15 protein-coding genes and 1 pseudogene are annotated in these 15,253 nt (G+C 71.7%); 2 read left to right on the top strand and 14 right to left on the bottom strand.

The genetic code is table 11. The features are described from left to right. The 6 genes from ACIBA9_RS36055 to ACIBA9_RS36030 all read right to left on the bottom strand — a co-directional run. Positions 1-598: Lrp/AsnC family transcriptional regulator (locus ACIBA9_RS36055; protein WP_399369722.1), on the bottom strand; the 598-nt coding region annotated here is incomplete at its 3' end. 36 nt (positions 599-634) lie between these two features. Next, positions 635-838 (bottom strand): hypothetical protein, encoded by a 204-nt coding sequence (locus tag ACIBA9_RS36050; RefSeq protein WP_399369720.1) that lies wholly within the window; start codon positions 836-838, stop codon positions 635-637. 93 nt (positions 839-931) lie between these two features. Then, positions 932-1,882, bottom strand: a complete 951-nt coding sequence (locus ACIBA9_RS36045) for a cytochrome c oxidase assembly protein (RefSeq protein ID WP_393898150.1) — start codon at positions 1,880-1,882, stop codon at positions 932-934. 162 nt (positions 1,883-2,044) lie between these two features. Beyond that, positions 2,045-3,070: a 6-phosphofructokinase gene (locus tag ACIBA9_RS36040; RefSeq protein ID WP_393898151.1), complete on the bottom strand. Its 1,026-nt coding sequence runs from the start codon at positions 3,068-3,070 to the stop codon at positions 2,045-2,047. 179 nt (positions 3,071-3,249) lie between these two features. Then, a complete protein-coding gene (locus ACIBA9_RS36035) occupies positions 3,250-3,978 on the bottom strand; it encodes a glutamine amidotransferase (RefSeq protein WP_362155538.1) in 729 nt (242 codons plus the stop codon). Positions 3,979-3,999: 21 nt separating this feature from the next. Beyond that, positions 4,000-5,238: a MurT ligase domain-containing protein gene (locus ACIBA9_RS36030; RefSeq protein WP_399369717.1), complete on the bottom strand. Its 1,239-nt coding sequence runs from the start codon at positions 5,236-5,238 to the stop codon at positions 4,000-4,002. A 152-nt stretch (positions 5,239-5,390) separates the two neighbouring features. On the opposite strand from ACIBA9_RS36030, the pseudogene def reads away from it, so the two are divergent. Next, positions 5,391-5,929, top strand: a pseudogene (def, locus tag ACIBA9_RS36025) (peptide deformylase). Positions 5,930-5,967: 38 nt separating this feature from the next. Here the strand turns inward: def and ACIBA9_RS36020 are convergent. Continuing rightward, positions 5,968-6,612 carry a TetR family transcriptional regulator gene (locus tag ACIBA9_RS36020; protein WP_362155531.1) on the bottom strand — a complete coding sequence of 215 codons (645 nt, stop codon included), beginning with the start codon at positions 6,610-6,612 and terminating at the stop codon, positions 5,968-5,970. Between the two features lie 187 nt (positions 6,613-6,799). Here ACIBA9_RS36020 and ACIBA9_RS36015 point away from each other — a divergent pair, with 187 nt between their 5' ends. Beyond that, positions 6,800-8,029, top strand: coding sequence for an acyl-CoA dehydrogenase family protein (locus ACIBA9_RS36015; RefSeq protein ID WP_362155529.1), 1,230 nt, complete (start codon positions 6,800-6,802; stop codon positions 8,027-8,029). Positions 8,030-8,070: 41 nt separating this feature from the next. Here the strand turns inward: ACIBA9_RS36015 and ACIBA9_RS36010 are convergent, their stop codons facing one another. From ACIBA9_RS36010 to ACIBA9_RS35980, 7 genes are all read right to left on the bottom strand, one after another. Next, positions 8,071-8,592 (bottom strand): cupin domain-containing protein, encoded by a 522-nt coding sequence (locus tag ACIBA9_RS36010; protein WP_393898155.1) that lies wholly within the window; start codon positions 8,590-8,592, stop codon positions 8,071-8,073. Positions 8,593-8,600: 8 nt separating this feature from the next. Continuing rightward, positions 8,601-9,815, bottom strand: a complete 1,215-nt coding sequence (locus ACIBA9_RS36005; RefSeq protein WP_399369715.1) for a cytochrome P450 — start codon at positions 9,813-9,815, stop codon at positions 8,601-8,603. Continuing rightward, a complete protein-coding gene (locus tag ACIBA9_RS36000; RefSeq protein ID WP_399369713.1) occupies positions 9,812-10,876 on the bottom strand; it encodes a type III polyketide synthase in 1,065 nt (354 codons plus the stop codon). The genes ACIBA9_RS36005 and ACIBA9_RS36000 overlap by 4 nt, the downstream gene beginning before the upstream one ends. A 591-nt stretch (positions 10,877-11,467) precedes the next feature. Next, positions 11,468-11,701, bottom strand: coding sequence for a DUF6213 family protein (locus tag ACIBA9_RS35995; RefSeq protein WP_362155519.1), 234 nt, complete (start codon positions 11,699-11,701; stop codon positions 11,468-11,470). Positions 11,702-11,727: 26 nt separating this feature from the next. Next, the gene (locus ACIBA9_RS35990; protein ID WP_399369710.1) at positions 11,728-13,113 is read right to left on the bottom strand and encodes an NADP-dependent succinic semialdehyde dehydrogenase; all 1,386 of its coding nucleotides are present in this window, start codon (positions 13,111-13,113) and stop codon (positions 11,728-11,730) included. A gap of 77 nt (positions 13,114-13,190) precedes the next feature. Further along, on the bottom strand, positions 13,191-13,664 hold the full coding sequence (locus tag ACIBA9_RS35985) for an NUDIX domain-containing protein (RefSeq protein WP_362155514.1): 474 nt from the start codon (positions 13,662-13,664) through the stop codon (positions 13,191-13,193). Continuing rightward, the gene (locus tag ACIBA9_RS35980) at positions 13,661-15,199 is read right to left on the bottom strand and encodes an ATP-dependent DNA ligase (RefSeq protein WP_399369708.1); all 1,539 of its coding nucleotides are present in this window, start codon (positions 15,197-15,199) and stop codon (positions 13,661-13,663) included. Before ACIBA9_RS35980 ends, ACIBA9_RS35985 begins: the two co-directional genes overlap by 4 nt. Positions 15,200-15,253 lie beyond the last annotated feature (54 nt).

Genomic DNA, 15,253 nt, shown 5'->3' with positions numbered 1-15,253 from the left:
TTTGTTGTAGGGGGTCCCAACCCACCGTCGGGCGGGGGGGGGCCCCGCGACCGGGGGGGGGGGGGGCGGCCGCGCGCGGGGGGGCCCCCCCCCGCGGGGGGGGGGGGGGGGGGGGGGGGGCCCCCCGGGGGGGGCCCCCCGCCTCGGGGCTCTCCGGGAGGAGGTGGGAGAGCACCATCACGCTGATGGTCTTGCGGATGAACGGCTCGGTGCGGATGCGCTCCAGCACCTCCTCGAAGTGCTCCACGTCCCGCGCGCGGACGTGCAGCAGCGCGTCGGCGCCACCGGTCACCGTCATGGCGGCGGTGATCTCCGGATGGTTGCGGACGACCTCCGCCAGGCGCCGGGGCGGGGCGGCGCCTTCGCAGTACACCTCGACGTAGGCCTCCGTGCGCCAGCCGAGCGCCGAGGGCTGCACGGTGGCCGTGAACCCGGTGATCACCCCGGTCTCCCGGAGCCGGTCGGCACGCCGCTTGACCGCCGTGGCGGACAGCCCGATCGCCGCGCCGATCTCGGCGAAACTGGTCCGGGCGTTCGCCATCAACGCGGTGATGATCTTGCGGTCGAGGTCGTCGAACGACGGCGTCCTGCTGTTCATGCGGGCACTGTAACCAGCCGGGACCAGCGGGCCGGCTCACGGCCGGGCGACGACCATGGCGAGTGTCAGCAGACCCAGCACCACCCAGCCGAACCACAGCCAGCCGTTGCTGCCGAGCGCGACGGAGTAGGCCGTCACGACGACGAGTCCGCCGACCGTGAGCGCCCCCATCACCTTGGTGGAACCGCTCGTGGAGCCGTTCGTCGAACCGTTCATGGAGCCGTTCGTGGAACCGGGCATCGCGGCACCCTCCTCGTGGTCCGTCCACCACCATGGTGCCCCGACTTCCACCCGGACGGGATACGTCCGGGACAGGTCCCGGGATACGCCCGTCTAGCCCTGGCGGGTGTTCAGTGACGCCAGGTAGGCGTTGTACGCCTCCAGCTCCTTGTCGCCGTCCCGGTCGGCGGCCCGGTCCTTGCGCTTGGCCTGCCGCTGTTCGGAGCCGTACCACTGGAACAGCAGCGCGATCAGCACCAGCACGGAAGGCAGCTCGCTGAACGCCCACGCGATGCCGCCGGCCGCGCTCTGGTCGGACAACGCGTCGATGCCGAGCGAGGCGGGCGGATCGCGGAACGTCTCCACCATCGGCGTCGAGGCCATCATCAGCGCGATGCCGAAGAACGCGTGGAACGGCATGCCCGCGAACAGCTCCAGCATCCGCATCAGGTGCCCCGGCCGGTGCGGGCCCGGATCCACGCCGATGATCGGCCAGAAGAACACGACACCGACCGCGAGGAAGTGCACCATCATCGCGATGTGCCCGGTCTTCGAACCCATCAGGAAGTCGAAGATCGGGGTGAAGTACAGGGCGTACAGGCTCGCGATGAACAGCGGGATGGTGAACGCCGGGTGGGTGATGATCCGCATGTACCGGCTGTGCAGCAGGGCCAGCAACAGCTCGCGCGGCCCCTTGCGGCCCTTCCCGGCGGCCGGCAGCGCGCGCAGCGCCAGGGTGACCGGGGCTCCGAGCAGGATCAGGATCGGCGACAACATGCTGATCACCATGTGCTGCACCATGTGCACGCTGAACATGACCATGCCGTAGTCGTTCAGCCGGGTGCACATCACCAGCGCGATGGTGAGCACACCGACGACGTACGACACCGTACGGCCGACGGGCCAGGCGTCGCCGCGCCGCCGCAGCCGTACGACACCCCAGCCGTACAGCGCCAGGCCGGCCAGACAGGCGAGGAGGAAGAAGGGCTCCGTCGACCACGCGAGCCCGCGTGCCAGCGTGAACGGCGGCAGATCCATGGTCATGCCGTGCCCGCTGTGATCCATCCGCCGGCTCCTGATTCGTGGGGGTTGTGCGATTCTGTCCGCCCACCAGACTAGAGCCGCCCCCGGCCGCGTCCGCGACCGGGGGCGGCCGCGCGCTTCCGAGGAAGCGGGGAACCGCGGGACACACCACGCACGACCCGCGCCCGGCGGGTCACCGGCGCCTCAGAGAACGCACTCCGCCTCGTCGTACCGCTGCGTGGGCACCGTCTTCAGCGTCTCCACGGCCTCCGCCAGCGACACCATCACGATGTCGGTCCCGCGCAGGGCGGTCATCCGGCCGAACTCGCCCCGGTGCACGGCCTCCACCGCGTGCCAGCCGAAACGCGTCGCCAGCACCCGGTCGTACGCCGTGGGTGTGCCGCCGCGCTGCACATGGCCGAGGATGACCGGCCGGGCCTCCTTGCCCAGCCGATGCTCCAGCTCCACGGACAGCTGGCGCGCGATCCCCGCGAAGCGCTCGTGGCCGTAGACGTCCTTGCCGCCCTCGTCGAACTCCATGGACCCCGGCCGAGGCTTGGCGCCCTCCGCGGCGACCACGATGGCGAACCGCTTGCCCGCCTCGAACCGCTCGCCGACCTTGCGCGTCAACTCGTCGATGTCGAAGGGCCGTTCCGGCACGACGACGGCGTGGGCGCCGGCCGCCATCCCGGAGTGCAGGGCGATCCAGCCGGTGTGGCGGCCCATGACCTCCACGATCAGCACGCGCTGGTGCGACTCCGCGGTCGTCTTCAGCCGGTCCAGGGCCTCCGTGGCCACGGTCACCGCGGTGTCGAAGCCGAAGGTGACGTCCGTGACCGCGATGTCGTTGTCGATGGTCTTGGGCACACCGACGATGGGCAGGCCGTTGTCCGACAGCAGCCGGGCCGCCTTCAGCGTGCCCTCGCCGCCGATCGGGATGATCGCGTCCAGACCCAGCTCCGCGACATGGCCCCGGGCCCGCTCCACGCCGTCACGCAAGTGCTCGGGGCGCACCCGGGAGGAGCCGAGGATGGTGCCGCCGCGTGCCAGGATGCCGCCCACGGCGTCGAGGTCGAGCTTGAGGTAGTCGCACTCCAGGAGGCCTTTCCAGCCGTCCCGGAAGCCGATGACCTCGTCGCCGTGGTCGACGACGGCACGGTGCACGACGGACCGGATGACGGCGTTCAGGCCGGGGCAGTCGCCGCCGGACGTGAGGACACCAATGCGCATAGCCCGATATACCTTCTCAACGTGGGCCGGGAGACCGGACCACGTTGTCCGGCGGATTCCCGGTCAGCCTACCGGCGTGACCGGGTGTCGCCGTAGCGGGCGTCCGCCTGCTGGACGCGCCCGCACATGTGAGCGGACGGCCTGTCAGGCGGGCCCGCGAGGGGCCCGCCGCGGGGCGGTCACGCGGGCTGCTGAGCGGCGGCGATGCGCTCGTTGCGCAGCGCCTCGTACCAGCGGTCGTCGGTCGGCGGGAGCGCGTTGACGTCCAGCGCGAGCTTGAGCAGCAGGTCGGCGATCAGCGGGTTGCGGGCGAGGACCGGCCCGTGCATGTACGTGCCGAAGACGGTCCCGTTGTACGCGCCCTCCGTGCCGTCCCCGGTGCCGTTGCCCTTGCCGATCTGCACCCGCGCGAACGGGCGGGCGGTCGGGCCGAGGTGGGTGACGCCCTGGTGGTTCTCGAAACCGGTCAGCTGGGGCAGGCCGAGCTGCGGGTCGATGTCGCCGAGGACGTCGCCCACGCAGCGCTCGCCCTCGCCGCGCACCGAGACCACGTCGAGCAGGCCGAGGCCCGGCTCGCGCTGGCCGAGGTCGTTGATGAACTCGTGGCCGAGGATCTGGTAGCCGGCGCACACGGAGAAGACGATCGCGCCGTTCTCCACCGCACGCTGCAGATGACCGTCGCGGCGCAGCCGCTCGGCCGCGAGCCGCTGCGGACGGTCCTCGCCGCCGCCGATCAGATAGATGTCACCGGAGGTCGGGATCGGCTGGTCGCTGCGCACGTCGAGCCGCGCCACGTCCAGGCCGCGCTGCCGGGCCCGGCGTTCCACGACGAGGGCGTTGCCCTGGTCGCCGTAGGTGCTCAGCAGGTCCGGGTAGATCCACACCAGCCGCAGTTGGTTGTCGCTCATGAGGTGATGGCCCTTCGGAGATCAGTTGCCGACCCGGCGGCGCAGGTCCTGGAACGCGGTGTAGTTCGCGATGACCTCGATGCGTCCCGGCGGGGCCATCTGCACGGCCTGGTCGAGGTTCTCGCAGACCTGGAAGTGCTGGTTGGCGACCTCCAGGCGGACGGCGAGGTCCAGCTTGCGGTCACCGATGACGAAGATCGGGTGGCCGGTCAGCCGGGTGTAGTCGACGTCCCACAGCCAGGAGGTGTCGGTGCCGTCGGCCCCGCGCGCGTTCACGGAGAGGATCACCGGGGTGGGCGGCGGGTCGATCAGGGAGAAGGTCTCCAGCCAGCCGGCCGGGTTCTTGGCCAGCAGCAGCCGCAGGTCGCGGTTGAGGAACTGGACGACGTCGTACCGTCCTGCGACCGCCTGCACCTGGTACATCCGCTCCAGGGCGACCTGGGGCGGCACCCCGAAGACGGCGGCGACGGCCGCGGAGCTGGCCGCGTTCGCCTTGTTGGCACGGCCCGGCAGCTGCAGATGGATCGGCCAGGCGGACCCGTGCGGGTCCAGCACGTGGTCCCCGGACAGCGCCCAGGTCGGCGTCGGCCGGCGGAAGCCGCACTCGCCGCAGAACCAGTCGTCGCCGGGGCGCTGCATCACGCCACCGCACGACGGGCAGGACCAGGCGTCGTCCTTCCACATCTGCCCGGCTGCGACCCAGATCACATTCGGGGAGGAGGAGGCGGCCCACACCACCAGCGGGTCGTCGCAGTTGGCGACGATGACCGCCTTGGACCCGGCCAGACCCTCGCGCCAGTTCTCGGCGAGCATGCGGGTCTCGGCGGCGCGGTCCAACTGGTCGCGGGAGAGGTTGAGCAGGGCGATGCACTTCGGGCCGGTGTCCCGGGCCACGCCGGCCAGGTACTTCTCGTCGACCTCGATGACGCCGAACTTCGCCTCCGAGCCGCCCGCGAGCGCGGACGTGATGCCGGCCGGCATGTTCGCGCCGAGTGCGTTCGACACGACCGGGCCCGCGGCGCGCAGCGCCTCCGCGATGAGCCGGGTGGTCGTGGTCTTGCCGTTGGTGGCGGAGACCAGCGTCACGTCCAGATTCTGCGCGAGCCGCCCGAGCAGGTCGGGGTCGAGCTTCAGTGCGACCCGGCCACCGATCACCGAACCGCTGCCGCGCCCCGCGGCGCGCGATGCCGCGGCGACCGCCTTGCCCGCCGTCACGGCCAGCTTGGCCCGCGGCGAGAGCGGGTCCGAGTTCCCTGCCATCAGTTCTCGCTCCTCCTTGCGTACGCGCCGCGCCTGGGGCCATCCGGCAACGTGGTGTGGGCCTCAGCCTATCGAGATCCGTTCGCACACCCGAATCCCGGCCCATCCCGGTGCGGCGGGGCATGGGCAGAACGAACCGTACCCTTGCCGTCATGCGACACGGCTCGATCCCGGGCGCCAACGGGCGCGTCCGGCCCCTTTCCCTGCTCGGAGACCCGGCTCTGCGCGAGCGATGCCAGGAGGTCACCGACTTCGGCCCGGACCTCGCGGCACTCGTGGAAGACCTGTTCGCCACCATGTACGCGGCCCGCGGGGTGGGCCTGGCGGCGAACCAGATCGGCGTCGGTCTGCGGGTGTTCGTCTACGACTGTCCGGACGACGAGGACGTGCGTCACCTCGGTCACGTGGTCAACCCCCGCCTGGTCGAGGCGGACGGCGTGGTGATCCGGGGCCCCGAGGGCTGTCTGTCCCTGCCCGGTCTGGAGGCGGGCACGGAGCGGTACGACCACGCGGTGGTCGAGGGCCGCACGGTCACCGGGGAGCCGGTCACCGTGCACGGCACCGGGTTCTTCGCCAGGTGCCTGAGCACGAGTGCGACCACTTGGAGGGCCGGGTGTACGCCGACCACCTGACGGGATGGCGCCGGCGCGCACTGCTGCGGCGGATCCGGCGCGCTTCCTGGCATCGGTGAGCGGCCGTGCCCGCGGGGGCGCGGCCGGCGCCGGGCCGTCAGAAGCCCGGGCCTCCCACCTTGTCGCCGGCGGCGGCCAGACGCCCCCACAGCAGGTCGGCCAGAGACCGCACCAACTCGGCCCGGGAGCACGGGCGTTCGCCCAGCCACCAGTCCCCGGCGGCATGCATCATCCCGACGATCCCGTGTCCCCACACCCGCGCGAGCCGCTGGCTGCCGGGGCCGAGGTCGACCCGCTCCTCGATGACCTGGGCCAGTTCCTCGCCCATGCGCCGAAGCAGCGGAGCGGAGTGCTTGCCGACGTCGAACCCCTGGTCCGTGCCGGTGCTGCCCTCCGCCGGGTGCATCAGGAACCGGTACACCTGGGGCCGCGCCTCGATCGCCGCGAGGTAGGTGTCCAGCGTGGACTCCACCCGCTCCCGGCGGTCGGCGGGGGCGTCCAGCGCCGCCCGCAGCGAGTCCAGCAGGGCGTCGGTGTGCCGCTTGGCCAAGGCCGCGTAAAGGCCGCCCTTGTCGCCGAAGTGCCGGTAGAGGATCGGCTTCGTGATCCCCGCCTCGGCGGCGATCGCGTTCATCGACGCCTGCGGGCCGTCGCGCAGCACCACCCGGTCGGCGGCCTCCAGCAACTCGCGCCGTCGGCGGTCGGCGGTCCGCTGCTGGTCGGTCCGCTGCGTGGTGTCCATGTGGTCTCCCCACCCGTGCTGATTCGGTGACGCCTGCGCAAACTAGCACTGACCGCGCCCCTGACATCGAACGGGATACCGGGCCGTCATCAGCGGTTGACTTTTCCTACCCGCCGGTAACAGACTCTGGTTACCGCTAGTAACATCTCACCGCAACGCACCGCGATGCAACGCCGCTGGAGGGGACATGGCCGAGTTCACCATGGAGCTGAACGACGAACAGAAGGAAGTCCGGGACTGGCTCCATGGCTTCGCGGCCGATGTGATCCGTCCCGCGGCCGCCGAGTGGGACGAGCGCGAGGAGACGCCCTGGCCGGTCATCCAGGAGGCTGCCAAGGTCGGCATCTACTCCCTCGACTTCTATGCGCAGCAGTACTTCGACCCCACCGGCCTCGGCATCCCGATGGCCATGGAGGAGCTCTTCTGGGGCGACGCCGGCATCGCCCTCTCCATCGTGGGCACCGGCCTGGCCGCGGTGGGCGTGCTCGCCAACGGGACCGAGGAGCAGATCGGCACCTGGATACCGCAGATGTACGGCGACCCGAACGACGTCAAGGTCGCCGCGTTCTGTTCCTCCGAGCCCGACGCCGGCTCCGATGTCGCCTCGCTGCGCACCCGGGCCGTGTACGACGAGGCCAAGGACGAGTGGGTGATCAACGGCACGAAGACCTGGGCCACCAACGGCGGCATCGCCAACGTCCACGTCGTCGTGGCGGTCGTCGACCCGGAGCTCGGCTCCAAGGGTCACGCGTCCTTCATCGTCCCGCCGGGCACGCCGGGCCTCGCACAGGGCCAGAAGTTCAAGAAGCACGGTATCCGCGCCTCGCACACCGCCGAGGTCGTCCTCGACGACGTCCGCGTCCCCGGGTCCTGCCTGCTCGGCGGCAAGGAGAAGCTGGACGAGCGGCTCGCCCGCGCCAGGGAGAAGGCGAAGGCCCCCGGCGGCGAGCGGGTGAAGAACGCGGCGATGGCCACGTTCGAGGCCTCGCGGCCCGCCGTCGGCGCCATGGCGGTCGGCACGGCCCGGGCCGCCTACGAGGTCGCCCTCGACTACGCCACGACCCGTGAGCAGTTCGGCCGGCCGATCATCGACAACCAGGGCGTGGCCTTCCAGCTGGCGGACATGCGCACCCAGGTCGACGCCGCCCGGCTGCTGGTCTGGCGGGCCTCCTGGATGGCGGTCAACGGCAGGCCCTTCACCGCGGCCGAGGGCTCCATGTCCAAGCTGTTCGCCAGCGAGACCGCGAAAAAGGTCACCGCCCAGGCGATCCAGATCCTGGGCGGCAACGGATACACCCGCGAGTACCCGGTCGAGCGGATGCACCGGGACTCCGCCATTTACACGATCTTCGAGGGCACGAGCGAGATCCAGCGGCTCGTCATCGCGCGCACGCTGTCCGGGATGCCGATCCGCTAGCGTCGCACGGGGGCGCGGGCGCGGCCCCCGGGCGGGGCCCCTCACCGATGTCTGAGCGGCGTGAGCTGCTCGATGTCGTACTTGGCCCGCAGCGCCTCGATGGCCTCCTGATCGGGAGGGCCACCGTCGCCGAGGATCTCCAGGAGCTCCTCGAAATACCGCTCGTGGTCCGGCGGGGGAGACGCCTGGAAGAACATCTTCGCGGGCGTGTCCGTCGGGTTCGCGAACGCGTGCGGGCATCCCGGTGGTACGACGATGACCGTGCCCGGCGTCGCCCGCACCACCCTGCCGCCCGAACTCGACTCCCACCTCTGCCAGTTGTCGGGGGTCCGGATCCGGGGCTCGAAGGCGAGCACGTCCAGCTCGCCTTCGAGCACATAGAACAACTCCTCACTGCGCGTGTGCACATGCGCGCCGACGTCGAAGCCCGGCGGTACCTCCACCTCGAAGGTGGAGGCCATCCGCGAGTGCGTGCCGGTGACCTTGAACGTCACCCGCTGGGCGGGCGTCGCGACGACACGGCCGTGACCCGGCGGCACGTACAGTCCCTCGGTCGTGGTCACGGGGCCGCTCACCAGGTCACCGGGAGTGCCTCGGGTCCCCGGATCAACGCGCCCCTGCGGAAGGGCACCTGGTCCGGCGCCACGGCCAGCTTCAGGCCCGGGACCCGGTCCAGCAGGACGTCCACCAGGAGTTCCGACTCCAGCCGGGCCAGCATGCCGCCGGGGCAGTAGTGCGGGCCGAAGCCGAACGCCAGATGCGGGTTCGGGTTGCGGGAGAAGTCGATGGTCTCCGGGTCGGCGAAGACCTCCGGGTCGCGGTTGGCGGCCAGGTAGGAGACGTAGACCGGGTCGCCGGCGTTGATGCGGACACCCCCGATCTCCACGTCCTCCAGGGCGATGCGGGACAGACCGACCGCGTTGCGGTGCGGGATGAAGCGCAGGAGCTCGTCGATCGCCCGGGGGCGGATCGCCGGATCGTCGCGCAGCCGCTCCGCCAGCTCGGGACGGGTCAGCAGCAGGTAGAACATCTGCCCGCTGTTGTTGGTGACCGCCTCGCCGCCGATCTGCAGCAGCACGGCGAGACCGACGGCCTCCTCCAGCGTGACCTCGCCCCGGCCCACGGCGGCACCGAGCAGTGAGGTGACGTCCTCGGTCGTGCTGTTCGCGCGCAGTCCGACGAGGTCGCTGAAGTAGGCGCTCATCTCGCGCTTCGCCTGCTCGCTGACCTCCTTGCCGTGCGCGGAGGACAGGATCAGCTGGGTCCAGGTGTGCATGTCGTGCCGGTCACCGGCCGGGACACCCATCAGCTCGCAGATCACCGCGATGGGGAACGGGCCGAGGATGGCCGCCGTGAGGTCCGCGGGCGGACCGTCCTGGAGCAGCTCGTCGACCAGTTCGTCCAGCATGCCGCGCGCCTTGTCCCGCACGCGCTCCACGCCCTTGGCGGTGAAGGCGGCGGCCACCGAGCGGCGCAGCCGGGTGTGGTCGGGCGGGTCGAGGAAGCCGACCGCCCCCCGGTCGGGGATGAAGTGGGGGGCGAGCCGGGTGACCTGCTTGTCCATGACCGCCTCACGGCCGAACCGGGGGTCGTTGGCCACCGCGCGCACGTCGTCGTACCGGGTGACCAGCCAGGCCCAGCCCTCGCCGTGGGGCAGCTGCACGCGGGTGACCGGGCCCTCGCGCATCAGCTCCGTCAGCACCGGGTCGAAGTCCGCCCCGGCCAGGTCGGGCACCGGCCACGGCCGGACCGGGGGCAGCGCCTCGGTGAGCGTCTCGTCGGTCATCGTCCGTCCCCGTCCGAGGAGACCCAGCGGCCCACCGTCATCTCGGCGGTGATGCCGGGTCCGAATCCGGCGAGCAGTCCCCGCGCCCGGTCCTCGGGACCGCCCTCCTCGAACAGGCGGCGCAGCGCGTCCAGCACGACGGCACTGGCGATGTTGCCGTACTCGGTGAGCGTGGACCGGCTGAACCGGAAGGCGTGCGGGTCGACCTGCAGGAACTTGCTGAGGTCGTCCAGTATTCGGGGCCCGCCGGCGTGGATGATGTAGAAGTCCAGGTCGGTGGCGTCCCAGCCGTGTGTGCTCGCCAGGTCCTTCAGCGCCGGCGCGAGCGGCTCCATGGTGGTGGGCACCCGCTTGTCCAGCAGGAAGTGGAAGCCCGTCGACCGGACGTCGTAGGCGATCCAGTCCTCGGTCTTCGGGATCAGGTAGGAGCCGTTGTGCTCCAGCCGGACACCCGTGCCGCCGCGCCCGCGGACCACGGCGGCGGCGATGCCGTCACCGAACAGGCCGTTGGAGAGCAGCGAGCCGATGCCGATGTCGGTGGGCTGGTAGCACAGCGAGCAGAACTCGCAGGCCACGATGAGCGCGTTGGCGTTCGGGTAGGCCGTGCAGAAGTCGTGCGCACGGTTGATCGCCGCACCGCCGGCCGCGCAGCCCAGCTGGGCGATCGGGAGCTGACGGGTGGTGCTGTCGAAGTCCATCTCGTTGATCAGCCACGCCGTGAGCGAGGGCATCATGAAGCCCGTGCACGACACGTAGATGATCACATCGATGTCGCTGGTGAGCAGCTCGGCGTCGTCCAGAGCGCGCTGGATCACCGCCGGGACCCGGGCCTTGGCCTCGGCCTCGTAGAGCTTGTTGCGCTCCTGGAAGCCAGGGTGCTTCAGGGTCTCCTCGATGGGCTGCACGATGTGCCGGGTCTTCACCCCCGTGTTCTCGATCAGCCGCAGGGCGAGCCCCAGTTGAGGGTGGTCCTCGTGGCGGGAGCGCGCCAGCTCCAGCGTCTCCTCCATCGTGATCACGTGCTCCGGGACCGATACCGAGGGTCTGCACAAAGTCGCCATGAACCTTCCCTGCTTTCCGCTACCCGGCGGGCCTTCGCTCACCGGTCAGAAGGTGGTTCACCTCTTGGGTGCTCAGTCCACCGTCACCCGAGAGGGCGATGATCTCGCGCTGGGTTACTCCGAATCGGGGACGCGGGGTCGGGCTCGAAGGGCGATTTCCGCCGCCGGACGAGGGAAAACGCCGAGGGCGCCGTTATGGCGAACGGCCTGATGGGGACGGCCACGGGGCCCTCGTCCCGGACTCCGTGGCGGGTGCTTGGACGCCGCTCGTCGAACCGGGCGGGTTCCGGCCGAAGCGGGGGAGGAGGAGGGGGAGGGGGAGGCCGGTGGGAGGTCCGCGCCGAGCGGCTCGCGGGGCACGCCGGTTCGCGGAGCACGCCGGAGGGAACGCGGCGGAGGGGAGCGCGGCGGCACGCGCTCCGGCTCGCGAGGCCCTAGGCAGCCTCCCCGGCCGAGGGGGTCTTCCCGGCTGGCGGGGCCTGTCCGGCGCCGGACGGGCCGGCGCCGGACGTCATCCGGCCTTCGCGGCCAACTCGCGCACGCGGAGCGGCCGTTGCTCGCACATCGTCACCGGCCCCGGACACGGACGGTCTACGGCGCCCCGCTGCTGTGCGCGATGCAGGCGACGTCGATCCGGTCGGCCAGCTTCGCCAACTCGATGGTCAGGGCGGCCACCGTGTCCTCGTCCAGCCGCTGTTCCCCGGCCTCGACGAGGTGCAGCCACCGCCCGCCCACGGTCCGCAACAACTTACTTACATCGGCCGCAGACACCTGCAAGGTACCGCGGTCGTCGACGATCAGAGGCAGGGTCACTTCGCGGTTCACAAAAGGGGATGGTAGCCGCGTGGTGCTCACGCACCCTGCCAAACCGTCGTGATGTTGCAGAACTCGCGGATTCCGTGCCCGGACAGCTCACGCCCGTACCCCGACCGCTTCACACCGCCGAACGGGAACGCCGGATGGGAGGCGGTCATCCCGTTGACGAAGACGCCGCCCGCCTCCAGATCCCGGGCGAACCGCTCCACCTCGCCCTCGTCCCGCGTCCACACGTTCGAACTGAGGCCGAACGGCGAGTCGTTGGCGATCAGGATCGCCTCGTCCAGGTCGCCCGCCCGATACAGCGTGGCGACCGGTCCGAATGCCTCCTCGCGGTGGATGCGCATCTCCCGGGTGACGCCGGCGAGCACGGTCGGCGGATAGAACCAGCCGGGCCCGTCCGGTCGCTGCCCGCCGCACAGCACCTCGGCCCCGCCACGCCGCGCGTCGTCGACCAGCTCCTCCACGTCGGTGCGCCCCTGCTCGCTGGCGAGCGGCCCGACCTCGGTGTCCTCCGCCAGCGGGTCGCCCACCCGGAGGGCCTTCATGCCCGCGACGAACTTCTCGGCGAAGGCGTCGTAGACGTCCGTGTGCACGATGAACCGTTTGGCGGCGATGCAGGACTGCCCGTTGTTCTGCACCCGGGCGGTCACCGCGACCTCGGCGGCGCGGTCGAGGTCGGCGGAGGGCATCACGACAAAGGGGTCGCTGCCACCCAGCTCCAGCACCGTCTTCTTGATCATCTCACCGGCGGTGGAGGCGACCGCCCGGCCCGCGGGCTCGCTGCCCGTCAGGGTGGCCGCCTTCACCCGCTCGTCGCGCAGGATGTCGTCCACCGCGCCCGAACCGATCAGCAGCGTCTGGAAGCAGCCCTCGGTGAAGCCCGCCCGGTGGAAGAGGTCCTCCAGGTACAGCGCCGTCTGCGGGACGTTCGAGGCGTGCTTGAGCAGGCCCACGTTCCCCGCCATGAGCGCGGGCGCGGCGAAGCGGATCACCTGCCAGAGCGGGAAGTTCCACGGCATCACGGCGAGCACCGGCCCGAGCGGGCGGTAGCGCACCCGCACCCGCGAGGCCCCGGACTCGCGTACGTCCGTCTCGGCGGGCTCCTCGTCCGCGAGCAGTCGCTCGGCGTTCGCCGCGTACCAGCGCATCGCCTTGGCGCACTTCGCGGCCTCCGCGCGGGCCTGCCGGACCGGCTTGCCCATCTCGATGGTCATGATCCGGCCGATCTCCCGTTGGTCCTCCTCCAGCAGGTCGGCGGCCTTGTTCAGCAACCGGGCGCGGTCGGCGAACGTGCTGGTCCGGTACGTGCGGAACGTGGCCTCGGCGAGCTGGAGCCGGCGCTCCAGCTCCTCCTCGCCCATGGCCTCGTACGTCTTGAGCGTCTCGCCGTTGGCCGGGTTCACCGTCGCGATGGGCATGGCTGACCTCCCCTGGAAGCGGGCTGTGCTTCGACCTTCGCGCGCGGTGCGGCCGACCGCAACGCGTGGTCCGCTGTTCAGCCCGAGTGCTCCGCCAGCCGGTCCAGAAACGCGGCCTGCGCCGTGATGATCACCTCACGGGCCCGGTCGAGGCCGAGCCACGCCACCCGGTCCAGCTCCGGGAACTCCCGCGTCCGGCCGGACCTCGGCGGCCACTCCATGGTGAAGGTCCCGGGGTCGATCGACGCCGGGTCGAGATCCGCCTCGACCGCCCAGGCCGTGACGGACTTGCCGTTCTTCTGCACGACCTCGCCGAGGGGTACGGCCTCCCCGTCGGGCGGCGCCAGCCCCAGCTCCTCGCGGAACTCCCGCCGGGCCGCCTCCCAGGCGGGTTCGCCGGGTTCGTACTCGCCCTTGGGCACGGTCCACGCCCCGGCGTCCTTCTTCGCCCAGAGCGGACCTCCCATATGGCCCAGCAACACCTGGAGCCCCTCGTCGGTGTGCCGGAACAACAGCAGACCCGCACTGCGCTTCGTCCTGCGCACCGTCACGGCGTGACCTCCGGGTGGGCCGCGAGAAGGGCCTCCACGGTATCGGCCTCCTCGGGGCGCTTGTCCTCCCGGTAGCGGACGACGCGGGCGAAGCGCAGGGTGACGCCCGCCGGATAGCGCGAGGAGCGCTGCAGACCGTCGTAGGCGATCTCCACGACGAGTTCGGGGCGTACCCGGACCACCCAGCCGTCGTCCGCCACCGCCAGCTCCCCGAGCCGCTCGGTCTGCCAGGCGAGCATGGCGTCGGTCATGCCCTTGAAGGTCTTGCCGAGCATGACGAAGCCGCCGTCGGGGCCGCGGGCACCGAGGTGCAGGTTGGAGAGCTTGCCGGTGCGCCGGCCGTGGCCCCGCTCGGCGGCCAGCACCACCAGGTCGAGCGTGTGGACGGGCTTGACCTTCAGCCAGGACGCACCGCGCCGGCCCGCGCTGTAGGGCGCGTCGAGTGCCTTGACCACCACGCCCTCGTGCCCTCGGGCCAGCGTGTCGGCGAGGAACCGCTCCGCCACCGGGACGTCCTCGGGCCCCGAGGCGCGCGTACGCCGTACCCGCATCGGCTCGGGTACCAGCCGGGCGAGCTCCGCGTGCCGCTCGGAGAAGGGCAGGTCGAGCAGGTCGCGCCCGTCGACGGACAGAGCGTCGAAGAAGACGGGGGAGACCGGCGTCTCCTCGGCGGCCCTCGCCACGTCCGTCCGGGAGCCGACCCGGCCCGCCGTCTCCTGGAACGACCGGGGCCGTCCCTCGGCGTCGAAGGAGATCACCTCGCCGTCCAGGATGAAGCGCTCACCGGGCAACGCCAGCGCGGCCGCGGTCACTTCGGGCAGCCGGCCGGTGATGTCGTCCAGGGTGCGGGTGTGCACGCGGACCGTGTCGCCGTCCCGGTGGACCTGGACCCGGATGCCGTCCAGCTTCTCCTCCACCGCGCAGGCGCCCAGCTTGCGCACCGCCTCGGCGACCGAGGTGGCGCTGTGCGCCAGCATCGGCAGCACCGGGCGGCCCACGGTGAGCCGGAACCGCTCCAGCGCCCCTGGGCCCTCGCCGAGCAGGGCCTGGGCCACCGGCTGCAGCGACCCGGCGAGCATCACCGCCCGCCGTACCGCCGCCGGGTCCGCGCCGGTGGCCCGGGCGAGCCCCTCCACGGCGACCGCGTCCAGCGCGCCCTGCCGCACCTCGCCCGTGAGCAGGCCGAGCAGAAAGCGCTGCTCCTCCTCGGTGGCCGCGCCCATCAGCTCGCCGACGAGCCGGACCCGCTCGGCCTGGGACCCCGGCCCGGCCACCTTGCCCAGCGCGCCGAGTCGCACGTCGACCTCCCGGACGGTGAGGCCGGGCTCGGCCGCGGGCTGCACCGGCCGGCCGAGCACCTTCCAGCCGACGCCCAGCCGGCCCTGCGGCAGCCGTCCGGCCAGATAGGGGATGACGATCGGCACGTCGTCGGCCTCCGCCTCCCGGAACAGCTCGGCGAGCAGTTCGGTCTTGCGGGAGCGGGCCGCCGTGGCGGCCACCTCCCGGGACACCTGGGCGAGCCGGCTCAGCAGCATGCAGTCATGGTGCACCGCGAGCGGCGGGTCCACACCCGCACGCCCGCGTCGAGG

Origin of the sequence: Streptomyces sp. NPDC051452 (assembly GCF_044454765.1) — a bacterium.
In the GTDB taxonomy this organism is placed as follows: domain Bacteria; phylum Actinomycetota; class Actinomycetes; order Streptomycetales; family Streptomycetaceae; genus Streptomyces.
This window is presented reverse-complemented; position numbering and strand designations above follow the sequence as displayed.